At 59.7% G+C, this 23,234-nt stretch carries 23 protein-coding genes and 1 tRNA gene; 11 read left to right on the top strand and 13 right to left on the bottom strand.

Annotation, left to right across the window (positions count from 1 at the left end):
* From cyoB to ACQZ60_RS00355, 8 genes are all read left to right on the top strand, one after another.
* Positions 1 to 2,004, top strand: a complete 2,004-nt coding sequence (gene cyoB / locus ACQZ60_RS00390) for a cytochrome o ubiquinol oxidase subunit I (RefSeq protein WP_003524365.1) — start codon at positions 1 to 3, stop codon at positions 2,002 to 2,004.
* A 6-nt stretch (positions 2,005 to 2,010) separates the two neighbouring features.
* Entirely contained in the window at positions 2,011 to 2,637 is a 627-nt protein-coding gene (gene cyoC, locus ACQZ60_RS00385; RefSeq protein ID WP_020812536.1) for a cytochrome o ubiquinol oxidase subunit III, read from the top strand.
* Positions 2,637 to 3,032 (top strand): cytochrome o ubiquinol oxidase subunit IV, encoded by a 396-nt coding sequence (gene cyoD, locus ACQZ60_RS00380; protein WP_003514416.1) that lies wholly within the window; start codon positions 2,637 to 2,639, stop codon positions 3,030 to 3,032. Before cyoC ends, cyoD begins: the two co-directional genes overlap by 1 nt.
* Positions 3,033 to 3,309: 277 nt before the next feature.
* Positions 3,310 to 4,071 (top strand): SURF1 family protein, encoded by a 762-nt coding sequence (locus tag ACQZ60_RS00375; RefSeq protein ID WP_020812537.1) that lies wholly within the window; start codon positions 3,310 to 3,312, stop codon positions 4,069 to 4,071.
* Between the two features lie 113 nt (positions 4,072 to 4,184).
* A complete protein-coding gene (locus ACQZ60_RS00370) occupies positions 4,185 to 5,405 on the top strand; it encodes a phosphopentomutase (RefSeq protein ID WP_035264400.1) in 1,221 nt (406 codons plus the stop codon).
* Positions 5,402 to 6,379, top strand: coding sequence for an adenosine deaminase (locus ACQZ60_RS00365; RefSeq protein ID WP_020812539.1), 978 nt, complete (start codon positions 5,402 to 5,404; stop codon positions 6,377 to 6,379). The genes ACQZ60_RS00370 and ACQZ60_RS00365 overlap by 4 nt, the downstream gene beginning before the upstream one ends.
* A gap of 95 nt (positions 6,380 to 6,474) precedes the next feature.
* A complete protein-coding gene (upp, locus tag ACQZ60_RS00360) occupies positions 6,475 to 7,104 on the top strand; it encodes a uracil phosphoribosyltransferase (RefSeq protein WP_003524359.1) in 630 nt (209 codons plus the stop codon).
* Positions 7,105 to 7,238: 134 nt separating this feature from the next.
* Entirely contained in the window at positions 7,239 to 7,760 is a 522-nt protein-coding gene (locus ACQZ60_RS00355) for a TIGR02281 family clan AA aspartic protease (protein WP_448734585.1), read from the top strand.
* Here ACQZ60_RS00355 and deoA read toward each other — a convergent pair.
* The 10 genes from deoA to ACQZ60_RS00305 form a co-directional block, all read right to left on the bottom strand.
* Positions 7,753 to 9,069 carry a thymidine phosphorylase gene (gene deoA, locus ACQZ60_RS00350; protein ID WP_080657640.1) on the bottom strand — a complete coding sequence of 439 codons (1,317 nt, stop codon included), beginning with the start codon at positions 9,067 to 9,069 and terminating at the stop codon, positions 7,753 to 7,755. The two genes, ACQZ60_RS00355 and deoA, sit on opposite strands and share 8 nt — an antisense overlap.
* Positions 9,066 to 9,839 (bottom strand): deoxyribose-phosphate aldolase, encoded by a 774-nt coding sequence (deoC, locus tag ACQZ60_RS00345; RefSeq protein ID WP_020812542.1) that lies wholly within the window; start codon positions 9,837 to 9,839, stop codon positions 9,066 to 9,068. Before deoC ends, deoA begins: the two co-directional genes overlap by 4 nt.
* A 2-nt stretch (positions 9,840 to 9,841) precedes the next feature.
* Complete coding sequence (locus ACQZ60_RS00340; RefSeq protein WP_003524354.1) at positions 9,842 to 10,642, bottom strand: purine-nucleoside phosphorylase; 801 nt, start codon at positions 10,640 to 10,642, stop codon at positions 9,842 to 9,844.
* Positions 10,642 to 11,031 carry a cytidine deaminase gene (locus ACQZ60_RS00335; RefSeq protein WP_003524353.1) on the bottom strand — a complete coding sequence of 130 codons (390 nt, stop codon included), beginning with the start codon at positions 11,029 to 11,031 and terminating at the stop codon, positions 10,642 to 10,644. The genes ACQZ60_RS00340 and ACQZ60_RS00335 overlap by 1 nt, the downstream gene beginning before the upstream one ends.
* Positions 11,032 to 11,050: 19 nt before the next feature.
* The gene (locus tag ACQZ60_RS00330) at positions 11,051 to 12,022 is read right to left on the bottom strand and encodes an ABC transporter permease (RefSeq protein WP_448734584.1); all 972 of its coding nucleotides are present in this window, start codon (positions 12,020 to 12,022) and stop codon (positions 11,051 to 11,053) included.
* A gap of 6 nt (positions 12,023 to 12,028) precedes the next feature.
* The gene (locus tag ACQZ60_RS00325) at positions 12,029 to 13,132 is read right to left on the bottom strand and encodes an ABC transporter permease (RefSeq protein ID WP_142174694.1); all 1,104 of its coding nucleotides are present in this window, start codon (positions 13,130 to 13,132) and stop codon (positions 12,029 to 12,031) included.
* A gap of 7 nt (positions 13,133 to 13,139) precedes the next feature.
* Positions 13,140 to 14,645, bottom strand: a complete 1,506-nt coding sequence (locus ACQZ60_RS00320; protein ID WP_137004407.1) for an ABC transporter ATP-binding protein — start codon at positions 14,643 to 14,645, stop codon at positions 13,140 to 13,142.
* Positions 14,646 to 14,727: 82 nt separating this feature from the next.
* The gene (locus ACQZ60_RS00315) at positions 14,728 to 15,720 is read right to left on the bottom strand and encodes a BMP family lipoprotein (RefSeq protein WP_004439166.1); all 993 of its coding nucleotides are present in this window, start codon (positions 15,718 to 15,720) and stop codon (positions 14,728 to 14,730) included.
* Between the two features lie 214 nt (positions 15,721 to 15,934).
* A complete protein-coding gene (msrA, locus tag ACQZ60_RS00310) occupies positions 15,935 to 16,585 on the bottom strand; it encodes a peptide-methionine (S)-S-oxide reductase MsrA (RefSeq protein ID WP_020812546.1) in 651 nt (216 codons plus the stop codon).
* A gap of 75 nt (positions 16,586 to 16,660) precedes the next feature.
* Positions 16,661 to 16,978, bottom strand: a complete 318-nt coding sequence (locus tag ACQZ60_RS00305) for a hypothetical protein (RefSeq protein WP_448734583.1) — start codon at positions 16,976 to 16,978, stop codon at positions 16,661 to 16,663.
* Positions 16,979 to 17,198: 220 nt separating this feature from the next.
* On the opposite strand from ACQZ60_RS00305, the gene ACQZ60_RS00300 reads away from it, so the two are divergent.
* The 3 genes from ACQZ60_RS00300 to dnaJ all read left to right on the top strand — a co-directional run bounded on the left by ACQZ60_RS00300 (position 17,199) and on the right by dnaJ (position 20,726).
* A tRNA-Ser gene (locus ACQZ60_RS00300) sits at positions 17,199 to 17,288 on the top strand.
* Between the two features lie 309 nt (positions 17,289 to 17,597).
* Complete coding sequence (gene dnaK / locus ACQZ60_RS00295; RefSeq protein ID WP_003524342.1) at positions 17,598 to 19,499, top strand: molecular chaperone DnaK; 1,902 nt, start codon at positions 17,598 to 17,600, stop codon at positions 19,497 to 19,499.
* A gap of 90 nt (positions 19,500 to 19,589) precedes the next feature.
* Positions 19,590 to 20,726, top strand: coding sequence for a molecular chaperone DnaJ (gene dnaJ / locus ACQZ60_RS00290; protein ID WP_004439156.1), 1,137 nt, complete (start codon positions 19,590 to 19,592; stop codon positions 20,724 to 20,726).
* A gap of 67 nt (positions 20,727 to 20,793) precedes the next feature.
* Here the strand turns inward: dnaJ and ACQZ60_RS00285 are convergent, their stop codons facing one another.
* The 3 genes from ACQZ60_RS00285 to ACQZ60_RS00275 all read right to left on the bottom strand — a co-directional run bounded on the left by ACQZ60_RS00285 (position 20,794) and on the right by ACQZ60_RS00275 (position 23,225).
* Positions 20,794 to 21,345, bottom strand: a complete 552-nt coding sequence (locus ACQZ60_RS00285) for a DUF924 family protein (RefSeq protein WP_448734582.1) — start codon at positions 21,343 to 21,345, stop codon at positions 20,794 to 20,796.
* Positions 21,346 to 21,358: 13 nt separating this feature from the next.
* Positions 21,359 to 21,571 (bottom strand): SlyX family protein, encoded by a 213-nt coding sequence (locus ACQZ60_RS00280; RefSeq protein WP_059759493.1) that lies wholly within the window; start codon positions 21,569 to 21,571, stop codon positions 21,359 to 21,361.
* A 148-nt stretch (positions 21,572 to 21,719) separates the two neighbouring features.
* The gene (locus tag ACQZ60_RS00275; RefSeq protein WP_003524335.1) at positions 21,720 to 23,225 is read right to left on the bottom strand and encodes a tripartite tricarboxylate transporter permease; all 1,506 of its coding nucleotides are present in this window, start codon (positions 23,223 to 23,225) and stop codon (positions 21,720 to 21,722) included.
* Positions 23,226 to 23,234 lie beyond the last annotated feature (9 nt).

The raw sequence follows: 23,234 nt of genomic DNA, 5'->3' as shown, positions 1-23,234 counted from the left end.
ATGATCGTCAATTCCGATCAAACGTCGTTCCTGTTCGGGAAGCTGACATGGGAGTCCATCCCGCTTCACGAGCCCATTCTTGTCGCGACCTTCGCGGCCGTGGCTCTGGGCGGTATCGCCGTCGTCGGCGCCCTCACCTATTTCCGCCTCTGGGGCTATCTCTGGAATGAATGGTTCACGAGCATCGATCACAAGAAGATCGGTATCATGTACATCATTCTGGCGCTGGTCATGCTTTTGCGCGGTTTCGCCGATGCCATCATGATGCGCGTCCAGCAGGCGATCGCGTCTGGCGGATCGGAAGGTTACCTTCCGCCGCACCATTACGACCAGATCTTCACGGCCCACGGCGTCATCATGATCTTCTTCATGGCCATGCCGATGATCACGGGTCTGATGAACTTCGTCGTGCCGCTGCAGATCGGCGCCCGCGACGTTTCGTTCCCCTTCCTCAACAACTTCTCCTTCTGGATGACCACGGCCGGCGCCGTCATCACCATGATCTCGCTGTTCATCGGTGAATATGCGCAGACCGGCTGGCTGGCCTATCCGCCGCTCTCCGGCATCGATGGAAGCCCGGGTGTCGGGGTCGATTATTATATCTGGGGTCTGCAGATCGCCGGTGTGGGAACGACGCTATCGGGCATCAACCTGATCGTGACGATCATCAAGATGCGCGCGCCTGGCATGACCATGATGCGCCTGCCGATCTTCGTCTGGACATCGCTGTGTTCGAACATCCTGATCGTGGCCTCCTTCCCGATCCTGACCGGCACGCTCGCCCTTCTCACCCTCGACCGTTACGTTGGCACCAACTTCTTCACCAACGATCTCGGCGGCAATCCGATGATGTATGTCAACCTCATCTGGATCTGGGGCCATCCCGAAGTCTACATCCTGGTGCTGCCGGCCTTCGGCGTCTTCTCGGAAATCGTCTCGACCTTCTCCAACAAGCGCCTTTTCGGTTATGCATCGATGGTCTACGCCACGGGCGTCATCACCATCCTCGCCTATATCGTGTGGCTGCACCACTTCTTCACCATGGGTTCCGGTGCAAGCGTCAACGCTTTCTTCGGCATCACCACGATGATCATCTCGATCCCGACGGGCGCGAAGATCTTCAACTGGCTCTTCACCATGTATAAGGGCCGCATCAAGTTCGACGTTCCGATGCTCTGGACCATCGGCTTCATGATCACCTTCGTCATCGGCGGCATGACCGGCGTTCTTCTCGCCGTTCCACCGGCGGACTTCGTGCTGCACAACTCGCTGTTCCTCATCGCCCACTTCCACAACACCATCATCGGTGGCGTCGTGTTCGGTGTGCTTGCGGGTATCGTCTACTGGTTCCCGAAGGCATTCGGATACCGGCTCGATCCGTTCTGGGGCAAGCTGTCCTTCTGGTTCTGGTTCATCGGCTTCTATTTCGCCTTCATGCCGCTTTATATTCTCGGCCTGATGGGCATCACCCGCCGTATCAGCCAGTTCGAAGATAATTCCCTGCAGATCTGGTTCGTGATCGCCGCCTTCGGCGCCTTCCTGATCGCGCTCGGCATAGCCTCCTTCGTCATCCAGCTCATCGTCAGCTTCCTGAAGCGCGACAAGTTGCGTGACGTGACCGGCGACCCCTATAACGGCCGTACGCTGGAATGGTCGACATCGTCGCCGCCGCCCGCCTACAACTTCGCCTTTACGCCCGTCATCCATGATGTCGACGCCTGGGCGGATATGAAGAAGCGCGGTTACAACCGTCCCAAGGAAGGCTTCATTCCGATCCATATGCCGAAGAACACCGGCGCGGGCGTGATCATCAGCGCCATCAGCGTGGTTCTCGGCTTCGCCCTGGTATGGCACATCTGGTGGCTTGCGGCTCTGTCGATGCTCGCCATCATCGCGGTCTCCATCGCCCATACCTTCAACTACAATCGCGATTATTACATTCCGGCTTCCGACGTTTCGACGGTCGAAGCGGAGCGTACCAAGCTGCTCGCGGAACAGGCGTAACGGAACATGTCTCATACACCTGCACAAAGCGTCGACGGCGCTGAACCACCGGTCTTCTACCTGAAGGAAGACCATCACCCGGAGAACGGCACCTCGCTGGGCTTCTGGCTCTACCTGATGAGCGACTGCCTTATCTTCGCGACGCTGTTTGCCACCTATGCCGTTGTCGGCCGCAACTATGCGGCCGGCCCTTCCGGCGCCGACCTGTTCGACCTGAAGCTGGTGGCGATCAATACCGGCTTCCTGCTTCTCTCCTCCATCACCTATGGCTTCGCCATGCTGGAAATGGAAAAGCAGAAGGTAAAGGCCACGCTGGTCTGGCTGGGTGTGACCGGCCTCTTCGGCCTCGCCTTCCTCGCCGTGGAACTTTACGAGTTCCATCACCTGATCGCGGAAGGCGCGGGTCCGCAGCGTTCGGCGTTCCTGTCGGCCTTCTTCGCGCTGGTCGGTACGCACGGTCTGCACGTCACCTTCGGCATCATCTGGCTCGTCACGCTGATGTTCCAGGTCGCCAAGCACGGCCTGATCGCGGCAAACAAGCGCCGCCTGATGTGCCTGTCGATGTTCTGGCACTTCCTTGACGTCATCTGGATCGGCGTCTTCTCCTTCGTTTACCTCATGGGAGTTCTTTGATGAGTTCCGAAGCACACGCACATCACGACGCGCATGGCGACGACCATCATCACCATGATGGCGCGAGCCACGGCACCTTCAAGAGCTACATGATCGGCTTCGTCCTGTCGGTCATCCTGACGGCGATCCCCTTCTGGCTGGTCATGGGCGACGTTCTTGAAAACAAGACCCTGCTGGTCATCGCGATCATGGGTCTCGGCGTCATCCAAATCTTCGTGCACATGATCTACTTCCTGCACATGGACACCAAGTCCGAAGGCGGCTGGACCTTCATGGCGCTGATCTTCACCGTCGTGGTGCTCCTGATCACGCTCTCCGGCTCGCTCTGGGTCATGTACAACATGAACAAGAACATGATGCCGCTGCACATCGAAGATGTGAAGAACCTGCCCTGAGCAGCATAATAAACGGCCTGCCGGGTTTCCGGCGGGCCGGCTAACGCACCAACACATAACCCCATGAATCGTGGTGCGATTTATGGGGTTATTTGCTGGAAAAAGCGCATGCGGGCGCTAGAGTTTTTCGCTTTTCTTCGAATCGCGAAAACACTCTAACTCTTTGTTTTGGCGCATTTCCGGACGGAAAACCGGGTTCCACTTTTCCTGGAAATGCTCTAGGAAACCCGCCAAAGCAGACTGGTTTCTGCCAGGCGCGCTTCGCAAGGACCGTGACATGAGCGAAACCACACCCCATAACCGGCGCATCCGCCCTGCGGCCATCGTCGTCCTGTTCCTGACCGTTGTTCTGACGGGTCTGCTGCTCGCGCTCGGTACTTGGCAGGTCAAGCGCCTTTCCTGGAAGCTCGATCTTATCGAGCGGGTCGAAGCCCGCGCCCATGCCGATCCCGTCGACGCCCCTGCCGTCAAAGAATGGCCGGCGCTCGGCGATCCGGCGGAATACGAATATCGCCGTGTGAAACTGTCCGGCACCTTCCTCAATGACAGGGAGGTTCAGGTCTATACGGTCACGGACCTCGGCCCCGGTTACTGGGTGATGACGCCGCTCAAGCGGGACGATGGCTCCAGCATCATCGTCAATCGCGGCTTCGTGCCGTCCGACAGGCGCGACCCGTCCTCCCGCCAGGAAGGCGAACCGACCGGAAACGTCGAGATCGTCGGGCTGATGCGCGCGCCCGAGACCGGTGGGCTTTTCCTGCGCACCAACGATCCGGCAAACGGCCGCTGGTATTCCCGCAACATTCCGCAAATCTCGCAGGCATCGGGCCTTTCCGATGTCGCGCCGTTCTATGTCGACGCCGATGCGACACCCAATCCGGGCGGCCTGCCGGTCGGCGGCAAGACCATGCTCACCTTTCCCAACAACCACCTCTCCTATGCCGTTACGTGGTATATTCTGGCGGCGATGGTGGTGGCTGCGGGGTGGTATGTCCTGCGCAACCTCAACGCCCCCAAACCGAAACGGGACAAGGACTAAGCAGCTGGTTTTACCGGATGGTTCATAAAAGCACTTCCTTCTTCACGTTTTGCTGATCTATAACGACAGTTCGGCCTGACATTGCCCGTCGGCGCATTTTGTTTCGGTGAGTTATGGCAAGAGCATTTCTTCTCGTTCTGGATTCCTTCGGCGTCGGCGGCGCACCCGACGCGGAGCGTTATGGCGATCTTGGCGCAAACACACTCGGCCATATCGCGGAATTCTGTGCAGCAGGAGCTGCCGACAAAGCGGGGCTTCGCTCCGGTCCGCTGAAACTGCCGAACATGTGTTCGCTCGGCCTGCTGGAGATCGCGCGGCAGGCAAGCGGCGACATTCCCGCCGGCATGGAACCGCCTGAGCGCATTTTCGGCCTGCACGGCTCCGCCAGCGAAATCTCCAAGGGCAAGGACACGCCTTCCGGTCACTGGGAGATCGCCGGTACGCCCGTCACCTTCGACTGGGGATATTTCCCGACGGAAGGCGATGCGTTTTCGCCGGAACTGGTGGAAGCGATCTGCAGGCAAGCCGATATTCCGAGCATTCTCGGCAATTGCCATGCTTCCGGCACCGAGATCATCGCTGCGCTCGGCGAGGAGCATATCAGGACCGGTAAACCGATCTGCTACACCTCATCCGATTCCGTTTTCCAGATCGCCGCGCATGAAACGCATTTCGGTCTGGAGCGTCTCATCGCGCTCTGCGAGACCGTGCGCAAGCTGCTCGATCCGCTGAATATCGGCCGCGTCATCGCCCGCCCCTTCATCGGCGAGACGGTCGCGACTTTCGAACGCACCGGCAACCGCCGCGATTTCTCCGTTCTGCCGCCGGAGCCGACCCTGCTCGACAGACTTCTGGAGGCCGGCCGAAAAGTACACGCCATCGGCAAGATCGGCGATATCTACGCCCATCAGGGCGTCTCGCGCGTCATCAAGGCAAATGGCAACAGCGCCCTGATGGATGCGACGTTGCAGGCTATCGACGAGGCTGAAAACGGCGATCTCGTCTTCACCAATTTCGTCGATTTCGACATGCTTTATGGCCATCGCCGCGACGTTGCCGGTTACGCCGCCGCCCTTGAGGCCTTCGATGCGCGAATCCCCGAAATCCATCGCAAGATGGCGCCAGGCGATATCGCCCTTCTGACCGCCGATCACGGCTGCGACCCCACCTGGCGGGGCACGGACCATACACGGGAACGGGTGCCGATCATGGCATTCGGGCCGGGCATTCGCTCACGCGATGTCGGCATCCGTTCAAGCTACGCCGATATCGGCGAAAGCATCGCCCACCATCTTGGCATCGAGGCCGGTTCTCACGGCAGGAGCTTCATTTGACATCGCATTTGCTGAAAGCGGAAATTCACTGCCACATCGAAGGTGCGGCCCCGCCCGCCCTTGTCGCGAAACAGGCGGAGAAATACGGCATCGACACCAGCGGCTTTCTGCGGGACGGCCAATATGTCTGGTCGGATTTCGCCGAATTCATCCGTTGTTACGATGCGGTGGCGCAGGTGTTCAAAACGGATGAGGACTATGCCATCCTGACTGAGACCTACCTGACCGAACTCGCCGAAGCCAATACGATCTATAGCGAACTGATCATTTCGCCCGATCACGGCGACCGCATCGGGCTCGGTGCCGACGCCTATCTAGCCGGCATTGCCGAAGGCATCCGCATCGCAAGGGAAAAGACGGGGATCGAAACCCGCATCATCGTCACCGGTGAGCGCCACTTCGGCCCGGAGCGGGTAATCGCCGCGGCCGAATATGCGGCACGTGCCCAACATCCGCTGGTGACGGGCTTCAACATGGCCGGCGAGGAGCGGATGGGCCGCGTCGCCGATTATGCACGCGCCTTCGACATCGCCCGCGATGCCGGCCTTGGACTAACCATTCATGCCGGCGAGGTTTGCGGACCGGAAAGCGTTGCCGATGCGCTCGATCTCGTCAAACCGTCCCGCATCGGGCATGGCGTGCGCGCCATCGAAGATGCCGGTCTCATCACCCGGTTGGCCGAGGCGGGAACGGTTCTGGAAGTCTGCCCCGGCTCGAATATCGCTCTCAACGTCTATCCTGATTTTGCCAGCCACCCGCTGAAAGCTCTCAGCGATGCAGGGGTGCGAGTGTGCATCAGTTCCGACGACCCGCCGTTCTTCTTCACCTCGCTTGCGCGGGAATATGCGCTGGCTGCGGATGAGTTCGGCTTCAGCGATGCCGAGATCGACCGCATGACGCGGACCGCGCTGGAATGCGCCTTCGTGGACGAGGCAACACGCGCACGACTGCTTGCGAAACTCGACGGCGCCTGACGTTGCGGTTCGCAGGGTAAAACCGCGAAGAAGGCTTGCGAAAAGCACGCTTTCGGTGAATTACAGGGGCATAAGATAAAAGGAAGGCCAGTTTCATGGACGGCGTCACAGTCATCGAACATCCGCTGGTGCGGCACAAACTTACCATCATGCGCAAGAAGGAAACTTCCACGGCCGGCTTCCGCCGCCTGCTCAGGGAAATTTCGACGCTGCTCTGCTATGAAGTGACGCGCGACCTTGAGATGACGATGGAAACCATCGATACGCCGCTCGAAACCATCGAAGCCCCCGTGCTCGAAGGCAAGAAGCTGGTTTTCGCCTCCATCCTGCGCGCCGGCAACGGCCTGCTGGAAGGCATGCTCGAGCTCGTGCCTTCGGCGCGTGTTTCCCATATCGGCGTTTATCGCGATCATGACACGCTGGAAGCTGTCGAATATTACTTCAAGGCTCCGGAAAGCCTCGATGCGCGCCTTATCATCGTTGTCGATCCGATGCTGGCAACCGGCAACTCCTCCATCGCCGCCGTGGAAAAGCTGAAGGAACGCGGTGCGAAGAACATCCGCTTTCTGTGTCTGCTGGCGGCGCCCGAAGGCATCAAGAATTTCCGTGAAGCGCATCCCGATGTGCATATCTACACCGCCGCCATCGACAGCCATCTGAACGAGAAGGGTTATATCGTTCCCGGCCTCGGGGACGCCGGCGACCGCATGTATGGCACCAAATAACGCCGTTCATCATCGCTTAACCGTTTGAGCCATTCGCCGCCCGATAAGCGGCGAATGGCTTTTTCTTTTAAGATTTCAGCATGTTTTACGTCTATTCTCGGCAAAAATAACCCTGCCCTTTGAGGAGCAACGACTTGCTGGCGCGCGCGATTTTCCTGCTTGTTGGTCTTTCGGTCGGTGCCACGCAAATTCCGGCGCTGGTGGAAAAATTTCAGCCGCGCCCGGAAACGAGCATCGAGAAAGCGGAAGCCAGACCCGAAGCGGCCAAACCGGAGTCCGTCTCCCTTGGCGGCGTCAATCTGAAAGCGGATGCCCGCGGCCACTTCAATGCCACCTTCCGCATCAACGGCAAATCCTTCGACGGGCTTGTCGATACCGGCGCTTCCATGGTCGCCATCAACGAGACGATTGCGCGCCGTCTCGGTTACGGCGTCAACAGCCTCGATTTTAAATATGCGATTTCAACGGCCAATGGTCAGACCATGGCGGCCTATGTGAAACTGGACCGGGTGGAGATCGGCGCTATCCGGGTTCAGAATGTCGACGCCATGGTGCTGAAGGACAATGCGCTTAACAACATGCTGATCGGCATGAGCTTCCTGAAGCAATTGTCGTCTTTCAAGGTATCGGGCGGCGAGATGCGGCTGGTCAGGTGATCCGCTCGAGAATGGGCGCATCGATTTCCGGCGCGCTGTCAGCAATTCCATAGCAGGCCGCTATTCTTTTCACGGCATGTTCCGCTTCGTCACTGGAAGCGGCGTGGACAATGGCGATCGGCTCGCCCTTTTCCACTTTCGTACCGAGCGGCAGGATATCCGAAATACCGACGGAAGGATCGATCGTGTCTGATGGCTTTCTTCTGCCGCCGCCGAGTTCGACGACAACCATGCCAAGATCGCGCGTGGCGCAGGAGGCGAGCAAACCGCTGCGCTCCGCCAGAACCGGAAGAATGACCGGCGCTGATGGCAAATAGCGCGACGGGCGCTCGACGAAATCCGATGGACCGCCCAGTGCCGAAGCCATCCGCGCAAAGATTTCCAGCGCCCGGCCGGAGGAGAGCGCAGCTGACGCCAGCGCCTCTCCTTCCTCCAGCGTGGCCGCCTTTTGCGCCTGCACTAGCATTTCCGCCGCAAAGGACAGGACCACCTTTTCAAGACGGGTGCCGGCCTTGCGACCGGCCAGAAAATCCAGACAATTGACGATTTCGACCGCATTACCGGCGGCATCGCCGAGCGGCTGGTTCATGTCGGTTATCAGCGCCGTTGTCGGCAGCCCTGCACCATTCGCCACATCGACCAGCGCGCGGGCCAGATTGCGGGCATCCTCAACACTCTGCATGAAAGCACCGCTGCCGACCTTCACATCCAGAACCAGCGTCTGCAGCCCGGCTGCAAGCTTCTTCGACAGGATGGAGGCCGTGATCAGCGGTATGGAATCGACCGTCGCGGTCACATCGCGAATGGCATAAAGCCGTTTGTCGGCGGGAGCGAGATCGCCCGTCTGGCCGATGATGGCGCAGCCGACCGTCTTCACCGTCCGGCGAAACAACACCTCGTCCGGCATGACGTTGTAACCGGGGATCGCTTCCAGCTTGTCCAGCGTGCCGCCGGTATGGCCAAGGCCCCTGCCGGAAATCATCGGCACGGCGAGACCGCAGGCGGCAACGATGGGGGCGAGCATCAGGGAGACATTATCGCCGACGCCGCCGGTGGAATGCTTGTCCGCCACCGGCCTGCCGAGATCGCTCCATGAGAGGATATCGCCGCTGTCGCGCATCGCGAGTGTCAGCGCCACCATCTCATCCCGGTTCATGCCGCGAAAGAACACCGCCATGGCAAAGGCGGCCGCCTGCCCTTCCGAGATGCCGTCTTTCGAAAGCGCCTCTATGAAAGCGGCAATCTCCCGAGGCTCAAGTGACAGGCCATCGCGTTTGCGGCGGATGATTTCCTGCGGGATCAAGCTCAATACCCGCTGGCGGCCTTGGCGGGCTCGCCGCCGGCCAGCACGTTCAGCACATCATCGAGAACACCCGAAGCGCCGAAACGGAAGGTGGACGGCATGGCCCAGTTGGGCGCCATGATGGTTTCCGCAAGCCTGAGGTAAAGCGTGGCGTCCTCCACCGTGCCGATGCCGCCGGCGGGCTTGAAACCCACCTTCTGCCGGCTGTCGCGGATCGCCTGCAACATGATGTCGGCTGCCTCCAGCGTGGCATTGATGGCAACCTTGCCGGTTGAGGTCTTGATGAAATCGGCCCCTTCGGCAATGGCGAGTTCGGATGCGCGACGGATCAGCGCCTTGTCCTTCAACTCGCCGGTTTCAAGAATGACCTTGAGCAACACGGGTGCTGCGCAGGCCTTGCGAACGGCGGCCACCATGGTGGACACCGCCGTTTCATCGCCTGCTATGAATTTGCGATAGGGAATGACGAGATCGATTTCGTCAGCGCCGTCGCGGATTGCCGCCTCGGTTTCGGCAACCACGGTCGCGATGTCCAGATCGCCCGAAGGAAAATTGACGACCGTGGCGATGCGGATAGCATGGTCTTTTCCGAAAGCAGCACGGGCCTGCGCCACGAAGCGCGGCCAGATGCAGATTGCAGCCGTATTGCCGTATTCCGTATGCGCCCTTTGGCACAAAGCCGCGATCTGCTCGGGTGTGCAGTCTTCCTTAAGATTGGTCAGGTCCAGCAAGGACAGTGTCAGGGCAGCCGCTTCGCGCGGACGCTGGAGTTCCATGGTCACGCTCCTCCTGCGATCATTTCCTTTAAGATAGCGGCAAGTCTCTTGCCGCCCACCGGAGCCATGTCCTTGGTTTCCTCATGGCTCAGTTCCGCGCCGGTCATGCCGGCACCGTAATTGGTAATAACCGATGCGGCGGCAACGCGCATCCCGAAAAAGCGCGCAAGGATGACTTCCGGCACGGTGGACATGCCAACGGCATCCGCCCCCAGCAGCCGCGCCATGCGGATTTCCGCCGGCGTTTCGAAGCTCGGGCCGGAAAACCACATATAGACGCCGCCGAACAAAGGCACCGTGGCGCGGATGGCGGCGTTGCGCATGGCAAGCATCAGATCGGGATCGTAAGCGGTGGTCATGCCGACGAAGCGGCGGTCGCTTTCCTCGCCAATCAGCGGGTTCATGCCGGAATAGTTGATGTGATCGGTGATCTGCATGACCGACCCGGGCGGCATATCCTGCCTGACCGAACCTGCCGAATTGGTGAGGATGAGCGACTGCACGCCGAGACCGGCCAGCGCCCCGATGATCGCGCGCATGGCGGACGGATCGCCCTTTTCGTAATAATGCACCCGGCCGGAGAGCATCATGACCGGCTCACCACCAAGATAGCCCGCCACCAGCTCGCCCGCATGGCCGGAAACGCCGCTTGCGGGAAAACCGGGAAGTTCGGCATAGGGCACCCGGATCGGATCGCTGACGTCTTCCACCAGTGAACCGAGACCCGAGCCGAGGACGATGGCGACACGCGGCATCAGGCCGTTCAGGCGTTCCACCAGAATATCGATCAGCATATCCGGCATCAGGGCAGCTCTGTCTTGAAGCTGAAGGGCAAAAGCTCTTCCATGGTCATCACCTTCTGCACGCCGGTTTCGTCGCAGAGATAGACTTTCGTATCCGGCGTGGCGAATTCGGCGATCTTCTGCCGGCAGCCGCCGCAGGGTGGGCAAAGAGCAAGCTTTTCGGCGATAACGGCGATTTCGCTGATCTTCTTCGCCCCACCCATGATCATGGCGCTGATGGCGGAAGGTTCAGCGCACCACCCCTGCGGGAAGGAGAGGTTCTCGATATTGGCGCCCTTGTAGATCTTGCCGTCTTCGGCGCGGATCGCCGCACCGACCGGAAATTTCGAATAGGGCGCATGGGCAAAGGCCATGGCCTCCACCGCTGCCTCGAACAGGGCATGGGACATCGGGTCTCGGGACATGGGTTTAACGCTCCTTCGCATAGGCAACGCCACCGGCCTTGGGGGGCTTGGCGACGCCGATGAAACCGGCAAGCAGGATGCAGGTCAGAATATAGGGCATGGCCTGGAAAATCTGCACCGGCACCTCGCCGATACCGGGCACGGATTTACCCTGCATGAAGTTGGCGAAGGCATCCAGAAAACCGAAGAGCAGGCAGGCGAACATGACCGGCACCGGCTTCCATTTGGCAAAAATCAGCGCCGCGAGCGCAATATAGCCCTTGCCGGCCGACATATTGGCGATGAAGGCCGCCGATTGCGCAACGGCAAGATAGGCGCCCGAGAAACCGCAGAGGAAACCGGCGACGATGACGGCGCGAAAGCGCATCCATGTCACCGAAATGCCTGCCGTATCCACCGCGCCCGGGTTTTCACCCACGGCGCGCAGACGCAGGCCGAAACGGGTGCGGTAAAGCACCCACCAGGAGAGCGGCACCGCCAGAAAAGCGAGATAAGTGAGGATATTGTTGCCGGAGATGACATTGGCATAAAGCGGGCCGATGAAAGGCACTTCGCGCATCGCATCCGCACCCGGCAGGATGATCGGCGCAAAGCGGCCTTCGGACGGCAATTGCGGCGTGCGGCCTCCCTGTCCGAACCAGGCCTGCCCCAGAACCACCGTCAGGCCGGCGGCGATGAAGTTCAGCGCTACGCCCGACACAATCTGATTGCCGCGATTGGTGATGACGGCGAAACCATGGATCAGCGAGAAGAGGATGGAGACCGTGATGCCCGCCAGCAGACCGGCCCATGGGTCCGCTGCGAGATAGGCGACGCAGGCGGAGGCGAAGGCCGCCGCCAGCATCTTGCCTTCAAGGCCGATATCGAACACGCCGGCACGTTCGGAAAAGAGCCCGGCAAGTGCAGTAAACAGAAGCGGGATGGTGAGGCGGACGGTCGAGCCGAGGATGCTGACCAGCATATCGAAAAAATCCATATCAGCTCACCCCTTTGCCAAACGCTGATAGATGCGGACAACCGCCGGCCGGTACATATATTCCAGCGCGCCGGCAAACAGGATCACAAGACCCTGGATCACCACGATCATCTCGCGGGTAATGTTCGGCATCTCGAAGGAAAGGTCAGCGCCGCCCTGATAGAGAATGCCGAACAGCAATGCCGAGAAGATGATGCCGAGCGGATGGCTTCGCCCCATCAGCGACACGGCGATGCCGACGAAACCGGCACCGCCGACGAATTCCACCTGCAGGCGGGCGGAAGCGCCCATGACCGGGTTCAGCGCCATCATGCCCGCAAGACCGCCGGAAATCAGCATGGCGATGATGACCGTGCGCGCATAGGGAATACCGGCATAGATGGCGGCCGACGGGCTGATGCCGAGCGTGCGCATCTCATAACCGAGCTTGGTGCGCCAGATCAGTACCCAGACGAGGAAACACATGACCAGCGCGATGATGAAGGAGACGTTGAACGGCGCCGGCCCAAGTTTGAGACCGAACAGCGCCATCAGCCAGTCCAATTTCGGCAATTGCCCGCCCGGCAGGAAGGTGCGCGTTTCCGGCGCCATCTTGCCCGGCACGATCAGCACATTCACCAGCAGATAGACCATCAGCGCAGCCGCGATGAAGTTGAACATGATGGTGGTGATGACAACGTGGCTGCCGCGTTTTGCCTGCAGCCAGGCCGGAATGAAGGCCCAGGCTGCGCCGAAAACCGCGGCGCCGATGACGGCGAAAGGCATCGTCACATACCACGGCACGTAGCGGTCGAGCGCCAGCGCCACCAGCGCGGCGCCCAGCCCGCCAATATAGGCCTGACCTTCCGAGCCGATGTTGAACAGGCCCGCATGAAAGGCGACTGCGACGGAAAGGCCGGTGAAGATGAAGCTCGTCGTGTAAAACAGCGTGAAGCCGATGGCATCACCACGGCCGAGCGCGCCTTCGATCAGCAGGCGAAGTGCTGCCAGCGGGTTTTCACCGATGGACCAGACAACGAGGCCGGAAATCAGAAAGGCGGTGACGACGTTCAGCAACGGCAACAGGCCGTAGCTGATCCAGTTTGGTAGGGGTACGGAAGCGGTACTCATTCATGCCTCATGCGGCGATGCCGGCCATCATCAGGCCCAGCGTCTGTTCTTCGGCTTCCGCCGTTTTTTCTCCAACGACACGGCCGGCGAACATGACCATGATCCGGTCCGAAAGGGAACGGATTTCATCGAGTTCGACCGAAACCAGCAGAATAGCCTTACCGGCATCGCGCATTTCGATGATGCGGCGATGGATGAACTCGATGGCGCCGATATCCACGCCGCGTGTCGGCTGGCCGATGATCAGCATCTTGGGGTCACGCTCGATTTCGCGCGCAACGACGATCTTCTGCTGATTGCCGCCAGAAAAATTGGCGGTCTTCAACTGCGGGTTCGGCGGGCGGATATCGTATTTCTCTATCTTTTCGACCGCATCCCTGCGGATGGCCTCAGGGTTGAGGAAAGGTCCTTTGCCGTATCGCTCATCATGGTGATAACCGAGGATGGAGTTTTCATATTCCTCGAATTTCAAGACCAGCCCCATATGGTGGCGGTCTTCCGGGATATGCGCGAGGCCGAGCCTGCGCAGAATGGCCGGATCGGGGCGGTCCACCTTCTGGCCATCCACCCATATCTCGCCCGAATAGGGTTTGCGGATGCCGGCGATGGCTTCGAGCAGCTCCGACTGGCCATTACCCGCCACGCCGGCAATGCCGACGATTTCACCGGCGCGGACATCGAGCGAGACATCGTCCACCATGGTGACGCCGCGACTGTCCTTGACAGTGAGATTGCGGATGGAGAGCAGAACATCGCCCGGTGTCGTCTCGCCCTTTTCCACCCTGAGCAGCACGCGGCGGCCAACCATCAGTTCGGCCAGTTCCTCGACGCTGGTTTCGGAGGTCTTGCGGGTCGCGACCATTTCACCGCGGCGCATGACGGAGACGGAATCCGTGATCGCCATGATTTCGCGCAGCTTGTGGGTGATGAGGATGACGGTCTTGCCCTGCTCGCGCAGGACGCCGAGAATCTTGAAAAGGTGATCGGCCTCAGCCGGCGTCAGAACGCCGGTCGGCTCATCGAGGATCAGGATTTCGGCGCCACGATACATGGCTTTAAGGATTTCGACGCGCTGCTGCAGACCGACCGGCAATTCTTCGATGACCGCATCCGGATCGACTTCCAGACCGTAATCGTCCTCTAGGCGCTGCAATTCCTTGCGGGCCGCCGCCCGGCCCTTGGCGAGCGATGCGCCGCCTTCCGCGCCGAGCATGACGTTTTCCAGCACGGTGAAATTTTCCACAAGCATGAAGTGCTGATGCACCATGCCGATGCCGGCATTGATGGCCGTCTGGCTGTCACGGATCGCGACGGGCGTGCCATTCACCCGGATTTCACCGGCATCCGCCTGGTAAAAGCCGTATAGGATCGACATCAGGGTCGATTTCCCGGCACCGTTTTCCCCGATGATGCCGTGGATCGTGCCCTTGGCGACAGTCAGATTGATATTCTTGTTGGCGTGAACGGCACCGAATTTCTTGTCGATGCCCACCAGTTCGATTGCAGGGTCCATACTCAAACCGAAACCTCTCCGAAGGCTGGATATGAAAAGGGCGCAAGATGAAAAACATCATGCGCCCCCGTTACATATCATATCATTTCGGGCAGGAATTATCCGCCATATAGTCATGAACCTTGACGGCGCCGGAGATGATATCGGCCTTCGCCTTGTCCACGGCAGCGGTCATTTCCGGCGTGATCAGGGCCTTGTTATTGTCGTCGAGGGCGTAGGCGACGCCATCTTCCTTGACGCCGAGCGCAACGATGCCGGGGGTGAACTTGTCGTCCTTGGCATCCTTGTAGGCATTGTAGACGGCCAGATCGACGCGCTTGACCATGGAGGTCAGAACCGAACCCGGATGCAGGTGGTTCTGGTTGGAATCGACGCCGATCGAGAACTTCTTGTTGTCGGCGGCAGTCTGCAGCACGCCGATACCGGTCGCACCGGCTGCCGCGTAAATCACGTCCGCACCCTGGTCGATCTGGTTCTTGGTGAGTTCGCCGCCGCGCACCGGATCGTTCCAGGCAGCACCCGTGGTGCCGGTCATGTTCTGGAAGACTTCGATCTTGTCGTTGGCAGCCTTTGCGCCCTGTGCATAACCACAGGCGAACTTACGGATCAGCGGAATATCCATGCCACCGATGAAGCCGACCTTGCCGGTCTTGGAGGCCATGCCGGCCAGCAGACCGACGAGATAGGAGCCTTCGTGCTCCTTATAGACGACCGAGCGGACATTCGGCAGTTCGACGACGGAATCGACGATGACGAACTTGGTGTCGGGGAATTCTGCTGCGACCTTTTCCATGGCCGAGGTCCAGGCGAAGGAAACGGCAACGACCGGGTTGAAGCCCTTGCTCGCAAAGTTGCGGATGGCCTGTTCGCCCTGCGTGTCGCTGGTCGGTTCGAAATCGCGGAACTCGATGCCCGTTTCTGCCTTGAACTTTTCAGCGCCGGCCGCAGCGGCTTCGTTGAACGATTTGTCGAACTTGCCGCCCGTGCCATAGACCAGCGCCGGCTTGATATCGGCGGCGAGCGCGGAAGCCGACATTGCGGCGAGCGCAAAAAGCGTCAGAAGGGATTTTTTCATTGTGCAGCCCTGTTGTTGCAATTGATATTTTAAGGGTCCTCCCGCAATCCCGTTGACCGGGAATGTCTGCGGAACCGCCAGCCGTTTTCCCGGCTGTGCTTGCCTCATATCCTTGCATGGCTCAATGAAAAATTCATCCGGTTTTTTTGACCCGGTGGAAAAACTTTATTCTGGCGCTTTTTTGGTCTTTCCACCGGGGCGACCTGCAAAAAATCTAGTCGATATTGCAGCTTACGCCGGTTCCCCTCAGGCCGCAGTAGCCGCCCGGGTTCTTGGCAAGATATTGCTGATGGTAGTCTTCAGCGTAATAAAACTTTTCAAGCGGCCCGATCTCGGTGGTGATGGCGCTGCCATGGCCGGCCTCGTCCAAAGCCTGTTGAAAAGCATCGCTCGCCTTCTGCGCCTGCTGCAACTGCCCTTCCGTCGTCGCGTAAATGGCGGAACGGTAGGTCGTGCCGACATCGTTGCCCTGCCGCATTCCTTGTGTCGGATCATGCTCCTCGAAGAATATCTTCAGCAGGCCCGAGAGCGAGATCACCGCCGGATCGTAGACAACCTTGACCACTTCGGCGTGGCCCGTCTGGCCCGTCGTCGTCTCCTGATAGGTGGGGTTGCGGGTGAAGCCGCCGGCATAACCCACCGCCGTCACCCACACGCCCGGCGTTTTCCAGAACAACCGTTCCGCACCCCAGAAGCAACCCATGCCGAGATAGATGGTTTCAAGTCCGTCAGGATAAGGCCCCTTCAAGGGCCGGCCATTGACGAAATGGGCTTCCGGCACCGCAAGCGCCTCTTCACGGCCGGGCAAGGCGGTTTCTTCGGTCGGCATCGTCGTTTTTTTTGAAAGCGTATCGAACAGGAACATTCGGTCCTCCATGCGGCCAGTTCCGCCGCTTCTCATGGTTCACGTCTGCGGGCGCCCAATTCGACAGACACGAGGTCAGGCCGATAACCGCCTCATCGCCTTGTGTTTCCTGTAACCCGCCATCCAGCAGAACAGGGAAAGCGCCAGGGAAACGGCAAATGCGGGCACCGCCGACAGGGCATTTTCAATGAAGCGCCACGCTTCAGGGTGAATATAGTGAGCCATGGCCGCTTCCACCATGGTGCGGGAAGCAGGAAGAAGATAGTTCCAGACGGACAGGATGCCGGTGATGTTGACCGAGGATGTGGAAACCGAGCGGATCGAATCGAGCACGCCCAGAAAAACCGCCGCAACGAGGAAAAGAAAGCTCAAAAACCGCAAAAAAGCTTTCATCAGGGACACCTCGTTTACGATCTGCCGGTCAGACAGCCATATTTTGAAATCTATAATGCATCGATAAAGGCGGGAAAACCGGTTTGCAATCGCATCGGAACACAGGAAATTGCCGACATTTCAAAAAACTGTCAGATTCGTGTTGATCCCTGCGAATTCATCGGTATATATCGCGCCGTTCCAGTGATTTGCATTCTTCAAAACATGCAGATTTGAAAAAGGACAGGTGGCCGAGTGGTTTAAGGCGCACGCCTGGAACGCGTGTGTGCGTGAAAGCGTACCGTGGGTTCGAATCCCACCCTGTCCGCCATTTCACCCCACCCCGATGCCGTTAAAAGCAAGCCTCACCGGTTCGCCCGCCGCGATGCCGACCGACGGCGCCGTGTAGCACACAAGTCGCGTTTTCCCTCTTCCGCAAGCCGTGATGGCTATGCTTCTGCACAGACAGGGGTTTCTTGCGCTTTTTTGCTGCGCTTCCCCCTCTCTTGCGCCTTGCAGCAGGAAAAATCGCTCCTTATATACGCCGCAGAACTGCAGCAAATACTGCAAATCCAAGTCAAGGAGCTGCCACAAGAATGCCTCACGGGGTTCCGACAGCTCGCTTCAAGGAGAGAAGAGCATGGCAAAAGTAATCGGTATCGACCTTGGCACGACCAATTCCTGCGTTGCAGTGATGGACGGCAAGGACACGAAAGTAATTGAAAACGCGGAAGGCGCGCGCACCACGCCGTCCATGGTGGCATTTTCCGACGATGGCGAACGCCTTGTCGGCCAGCCGGCCAAGCGCCAGGCGGTCACCAACCCGACCAACACCCTGTTTGCGGTTAAGCGCCTCATCGGCCGCCGTTATGAAGACCCGACCGTCGAAAAGGACAAGGCCCTCGTTCCCTTTGAAATCGTCAAGGGTGACAATGGCGACGCATGGGTGAAGGCGCAGGACAAGCCCTATTCCCCTTCGCAGATTTCCGCGATGATCCTTCAGAAGATGAAGGAAACGGCTGAATCCTATCTCGGCGAAAAGGTCGAGAAGGCCGTTATCACGGTTCCTGCCTACTTCAACGACGCCCAGCGTCAGGCAACCAAGGATGCCGGCCGCATCGCCGGTCTGGACGTCCTGCGCATCATCAACGAGCCGACTGCGGCAGCGCTTGCCTATGGCCTCGACAAGAAGGACGGCAAGACCATCGCCGTTTACGACCTTGGCGGCGGCACCTTCGATATTTCCGTTCTGGAAATCGGCGACGGCGTCTTCGAAGTGAAGTCCACCAATGGCGATACCTTCCTTGGTGGTGAAGACTTCGACATGCGTCTGGTCGAATATCTGGCCGGTGAGTTCAAGAAGGATCAGGGCATCGACCTGAAGAACGACAAGCTCGCCCTGCAGCGCCTCAAGGAAGCTGCCGAAAAGGCGAAGATCGAACTTTCGTCCTCGCAGCAGACCGAAATCAACCTGCCGTTCATCACGGCCGATGCTTCCGGTCCGAAGCACCTGACGCTGAAGCTGACCCGCGCCAAGTTCGAAAGCCTGGTGGACGATCTGGTGCAGCGCACCGTCGCGCCCTGCAAGGCAGCACTCAAGGATGCCGGCGTTTCCGCTTCCGAGATCGATGAAGTCGTTCTCGTCGGTGGCATGAGCCGCATGCCGAAGGTGCAGGAAGTCGTCAAGCAGCTGTTCGGCAAGGAGCCGCACAAGGGCGTGAACCCGGATGAAGTTGTCGCCATGGGCGCCGCCATCCAGGCCGGCGTTCTGCAGGGCGACGTCAAGGACGTTCTGCTGCTCGACGTGACCCCGCTGTCGCTCGGCATCGAAACGCTGGGTGGTGTCTTCACGCGTCTGATCGATCGCAACACGACGATCCCGACCAAGAAGAGCCAGACCTTCTCGACCGCCGAAGACAACCAGTCGGCCGTGACCATCCGCGTCTCGCAGGGTGAGCGCGAAATGGCGCAGGACAACAAGCTGCTCGGCCAGTTCGACCTCGTCGGCCTGCCGCCGGCACCGCGTGGCGTTCCGCAGATCGAAGTGACCTTCGATATCGACGCCAACGGCATCGTGCAGGTTTCGGCGAAAGACAAGGGCACCGGCAAGGAACAGCAGATTCGCATCCAGGCTTCCGGCGGTCTCTCCGATGCCGACATCGAGAAGATGGTGAAGGACGCCGAAGCCAATGCCGAAGCCGACAAGAAGCGCCGTGCGGGTGTGGAAGCCAAGAACCAGGCCGAAAGCCTCATCCACTCCACCGAGAAGTCGGTGAAGGAATATGGCGACAAGGTTTCCGAGACCGACCGCAAGGCTATCGAAGACGCCATTGCCAGCCTGAAGACCGCCGTCGAAGCCGCTGAGCCGGATGCAGACGACATTCAGGCCAAGACCCAGACCCTCATGGAAGTTTCCATGAAGCTCGGTCAGGCCATCTACGAAGCGCAGCAGGCCGAGGCCGGCGATGCTTCCGCAGAAGGCAAGGACGACGTCGTCGACGCCGACTATGAGGAAATCAAGGACGACAAGAAGTCCGCCTAATCGCGTGACCTCCCGTCTCCTGAAAACATATGCAAGACATCCGGCTGCCGACGTGCAGCCGGAAATCCATTTGCGGGGCTTGTTAACTTAATGGCGAAAGCAGACTTTTACGAAACACTTGGCGTCAGCAAGACCGCGGACGAAAAAGAGCTGAAAAGCGCCTTCCGCAAACTCGCGATGAAATACCATCCGGACAAGAACCCGGACGATGCCGATTCCGAACGGAAATTCAAGGAAATCAACGAAGCCTATGAAACGCTGAAGGACCCGCAGAAGCGCGCGGCCTATGACCGTTTCGGCCACGCCGCATTTGAAAATGGCGGCATGGGCGGCGGTGGCGGCTTTGGCGGCGGCGGTTTCGCCAATGGCGGCTTCTCGGATATTTTCGAAGATATCTTCGGCGAGATGATGGGCGGCGGCCGTGCGCGCCGTTCTTCCGGCGGACGCGAGCGCGGCGCCGACCTTCGCTACAATATGGAAATCACGCTGGAAGAGGCCTTCACCGGCAAGACGGCGCAGATCAGGGTTCCGACCTCGATCACCTGCGATGTCTGTTCCGGCTCGGGTGCAAAGCCCGGCACGCAGCCCAAGACCTGCGCCACCTGTCAGGGTTCCGGCCGCGTGCGTGCAGCACAGGGCTTCTTCTCGGTGGAACGCACCTGCCCCACCTGCCATGGTCGCGGGCAGACGATCTCGGATCCCTGCGGCAAGTGCCACGGTCAGGGCCGTGTAACCGAAGAGCGTTCGCTTTCCGTCAACATTCCCTCGGGCATCGAGGACGGCACCCGCATTCGCCTGCAGGGCGAAGGCGAGGCTGGCATGCGCGGCGGTCCGGCGGGCGATCTCTATATCTTCCTGTCCGTGCGTCCGCATGAATTCTTCCAGCGCGACGGCGCCGACCTCTATTGCACCGTACCGATCTCCATGACGACGGCAGCGCTTGGCGGCACTTTCGATGTCACGACGCTCGACGGCACCAAGTCGCGCGTTACGGTTCCGGAAGGAACCCAGCCGGGCAAACAGTTCCGTCTGAAGGGTAAGGGCATGCCGGTGCTGCGTTCGGCGCAGACGGGCGACCTCTATATCCAGATTCAGATCGAAACGCCGCAGAAACTCAGCAAGCGTCAGCGCGAGCTGTTGCAGGAGTTCGAGCAGCTCTCCTCCAAGGAGAACAATCCGGAATCGACGGGCTTCTTCGCTCGGATGAAGGAATTCTTCGACGGCTGACTGTCGCCGCTCCCATGCCTTTAGAACGCCGCCACCCTTCGGGACTGGCGGCGTTTTCGTTTCCGGCTCAGCCGGAAAAGCCGCCTTCATCCAGATATTGCCGTTCCGCCGGCGTCGTTTCCCGCAGCAATATGTGGTTGCGATGCGGAAAGCGGCCGAAACGCTCGACGATATCGCGATGTTCTTCGGCATGGTGAAGATAAAGCCCGCCAAGCGGCTGGTTCAGGTCGCAGGCGCGCCGCTGGGCCTTGATATCTTCCGCATGGGAAAAGGGCAGATAGAAAAAAACACGCAAATCCCCGCCCATCGCCCGATCGTGGCCACGGCGAATGGCCTCGTCGGCAAAGAGCCGTGCCAGCGGGTCGGTTGCATACATGTGAGCGGTGCCGCGAAAGCAGTTGCGCGGAAACTGATCCAGCAGAAGCATCAGCGCGAGACTGCTTTCCGCACTCTCCAGCCAGTCGTCCAGCTCACGCCGTGCTGCTGCAAAATGGGCATCGCGGAAACGGTCGTGAAAGTGGTTGTCGAAGGCGGCGTCCTTGTCGAACCACTTGTCCGGTCCGGCCTTCTTCCAGAAATCGACGATATCGGCGGCCAGCGCGGCGGTGTCGTTTTTCATTGGCTCTTCCCTGTCAATAATGCGGCGGTCGAGTGATCGCGGGCGCGTCCAGCGATTGCTCCTCCAGGCTCAGGAACCTCTCCGTCAGGCGGTCGAGCTTGGCGCGGGTCTGCTCCACCACCTTCCATTGTTCCGCCAGCTGATCGGACAGCTCCTCTATCACCTTGGCCTGGTGCGCGGCCGTCTCCTCGAGCGCGATGATCCGTTTTTCGGTTTCCGACGTCATATCGACCTCTCTTTCCAGCCCTTCCTTGGGCCTAAAAGCGCCTAAGTCAACCATATGTCGCTTTGGTGAAGCGAATTCGTCATGGCGATCCAGAAACGGAAAAAGCCGGCGATGTTTCCATCGCCGGCATCCGAGTCTTTGGTATTCCTCAGTCTTCTTCTACGAAAACCTCTTCGCGCTTCTTCTTCACGCTGGGCAGGAAGACGACGATCAGCACGGCCAGAGCAATGAAGAGCAGGGTGGCGCTGATCGGCCGGGTGACGAAGGTGGTCGGATCGCCGCGCGACAGGATCATGGCACGGCGCAGGTTCTCCTCCAGCAGCGGCCCAAGCACGAAGCCCAGGAGCAGCGGCGCCGGCTCGCAGCGCAGTTTCACCAGCACGTAACCGATGAAGCCGAAGAAGGCGACGGCATAGAGATCGAAGACATTGGAATTGACGCTGTAGACCCCGATGGCGCAGAAGGCCATGATGATGGGGAACAGCACATAATAGGGCACCGTCAGAAGCTTCACCCACAGCCCGATCAGCGGCAGGTTCAGGATGACGAGCATCAGGTTGCCGATCCACATGGAGGCGATGATGCCCCAGAACAGTGCCGGCTGTTCGATCGCGACGTTCGGACCCGGCACGATACCCTGAATGATCATCGCGCCGATCATCAGCGCCATCACCGGATTGGCGGGAATGCCGAGCGTGAGCAGCGGGATGAAGGAGGTCTGCGCGCCGGCATTGTTGGCGGATTCCGGACCGGCTACGCCGGCAACCGCGCCATGCCCGAATTCTTCCGGGTTCTTGGAGACGCGTTTTTCCACCGTATAGGAAGCGAAGGCCGCAAGGATCGCGCCGCCGCCCGGAAGAATGCCGAGCGCGGAACCAATGACCGTGCCGCGCAGCACCGGCGCGATCATTTTCCTGAAATCCTCCCGTGTCGGCATCAGCCCGCTGACCTTGGCGATCAGCACCGAACGGGTGCGCTCATTTTCGAGATTGCGCAGGATTTCGGCGATACCGAAGACGCCGACGGCCACGGCCACGAAGTTCAGACCGTCGGCATATTCGCGGATGCCGAGGGTGAAACGCGGCGTACCGCTATAGATATCGGTGCCCACCAAACCCAGCAGCAGGCCCAGCACGACCATGGCCAGCGCCTTGACGATGGAGCCATGGGCAAGTGCAATGGACGAAACAAGGCCGACGACCATCAGCGAGAAATATTCCGCCGCGCCGAATTCCAGCGCAATTGCGGTCAAGGGCGGAGCGAAGATTGCCACCAGGAAGGTGGAAACCGTGCCGGCAAAGAACGAGCCGATGGCGGCGATGGCGAGAGCAGCGCCCGCCTTGCCCTTGCGCGCCATCTGGTAACCATCGATGGCGGTGACGGCAGAGGAGGATTCCCCCGGCATATTGATCAGAATAGCCGTGGTCGAGCCGCCATATTGCGCGCCGTAATAAATGCCGGCGAGCATGATCAGCGACGAGACGGGCTCGAGCTGGAAGGTAATCGGCAGCAGCATGGCGATGGTCGCCGTCGCGCCGATGCCGGGCAGCACACCGATCAGGGTGCCGAGCAGCACGCCGATCAGGCAGAAGAACAGGTTTGCCAGCGAAGATGCCGTGACGAAACCGAGAGCGAGATTATCGAGCAAATCCATCACGGCACC

The organism is Agrobacterium sp. 22-223-1, from assembly GCF_053522385.1.
This window is presented reverse-complemented; position numbering and strand designations above follow the sequence as displayed.

Bases quoted from the DNA above. Each gene is read 5' to 3' on its own strand.
- ACQZ60_RS00340 (WP_003524354.1), bottom strand. From the start codon at position 10,642: ATGCCGGATATGCTGATCGATATTCTGGTGGAACGCCTGAACGGCCTG.
- deoC (WP_020812542.1), bottom strand. From the start codon at position 9,839: ATGGAACTCCAGCGTCCGCGCGAAGCGGCTGCCCTGACACTGTCCTTG.
- ACQZ60_RS00325 (WP_142174694.1), bottom strand. From the start codon at position 13,132: ATGAGTACCGCTTCCGTACCCCTACCAAACTGGATCAGCTACGGCCTG.
- dnaK (WP_003524342.1), top strand. From the start codon at position 17,598: ATGGCAAAAGTAATCGGTATCGACCTTGGCACGACCAATTCCTGCGTT.
- cyoB (WP_003524365.1), top strand. From the start codon at position 1: ATGATCGTCAATTCCGATCAAACGTCGTTCCTGTTCGGGAAGCTGACA.
- ACQZ60_RS00335 (WP_003524353.1), bottom strand. From the start codon at position 11,031: ATGTCCCATGCCCTGTTCGAGGCAGCGGTGGAGGCCATGGCCTTTGCC.
- upp (WP_003524359.1), top strand. From the start codon at position 6,475: ATGGACGGCGTCACAGTCATCGAACATCCGCTGGTGCGGCACAAACTT.
- ACQZ60_RS00370 (WP_035264400.1), top strand. From the start codon at position 4,185: ATGGCAAGAGCATTTCTTCTCGTTCTGGATTCCTTCGGCGTCGGCGGC.
- ACQZ60_RS00280 (WP_059759493.1), bottom strand. From the start codon at position 21,571: ATGACGTCGGAAACCGAAAAACGGATCATCGCGCTCGAGGAGACGGCC.
- msrA (WP_020812546.1), bottom strand. From the start codon at position 16,585: ATGTTCCTGTTCGATACGCTTTCAAAAAAAACGACGATGCCGACCGAA.
- ACQZ60_RS00330 (WP_448734584.1), bottom strand. From the start codon at position 12,022: ATGGATTTTTTCGATATGCTGGTCAGCATCCTCGGCTCGACCGTCCGC.
- ACQZ60_RS00305 (WP_448734583.1), bottom strand. From the start codon at position 16,978: ATGAAAGCTTTTTTGCGGTTTTTGAGCTTTCTTTTCCTCGTTGCGGCG.
- ACQZ60_RS00320 (WP_137004407.1), bottom strand. From the start codon at position 14,645: ATGGACCCTGCAATCGAACTGGTGGGCATCGACAAGAAATTCGGTGCC.
- ACQZ60_RS00275 (WP_003524335.1), bottom strand. From the start codon at position 23,225: ATGGATTTGCTCGATAATCTCGCTCTCGGTTTCGTCACGGCATCTTCG.
- cyoD (WP_003514416.1), top strand. From the start codon at position 2,637: ATGAGTTCCGAAGCACACGCACATCACGACGCGCATGGCGACGACCAT.
- dnaJ (WP_004439156.1), top strand. From the start codon at position 19,590: ATGGCGAAAGCAGACTTTTACGAAACACTTGGCGTCAGCAAGACCGCG.
- ACQZ60_RS00375 (WP_020812537.1), top strand. From the start codon at position 3,310: ATGAGCGAAACCACACCCCATAACCGGCGCATCCGCCCTGCGGCCATC.
- ACQZ60_RS00285 (WP_448734582.1), bottom strand. From the start codon at position 21,345: ATGAAAAACGACACCGCCGCGCTGGCCGCCGATATCGTCGATTTCTGG.
- cyoC (WP_020812536.1), top strand. From the start codon at position 2,011: ATGTCTCATACACCTGCACAAAGCGTCGACGGCGCTGAACCACCGGTC.
- ACQZ60_RS00315 (WP_004439166.1), bottom strand. From the start codon at position 15,720: ATGAAAAAATCCCTTCTGACGCTTTTTGCGCTCGCCGCAATGTCGGCT.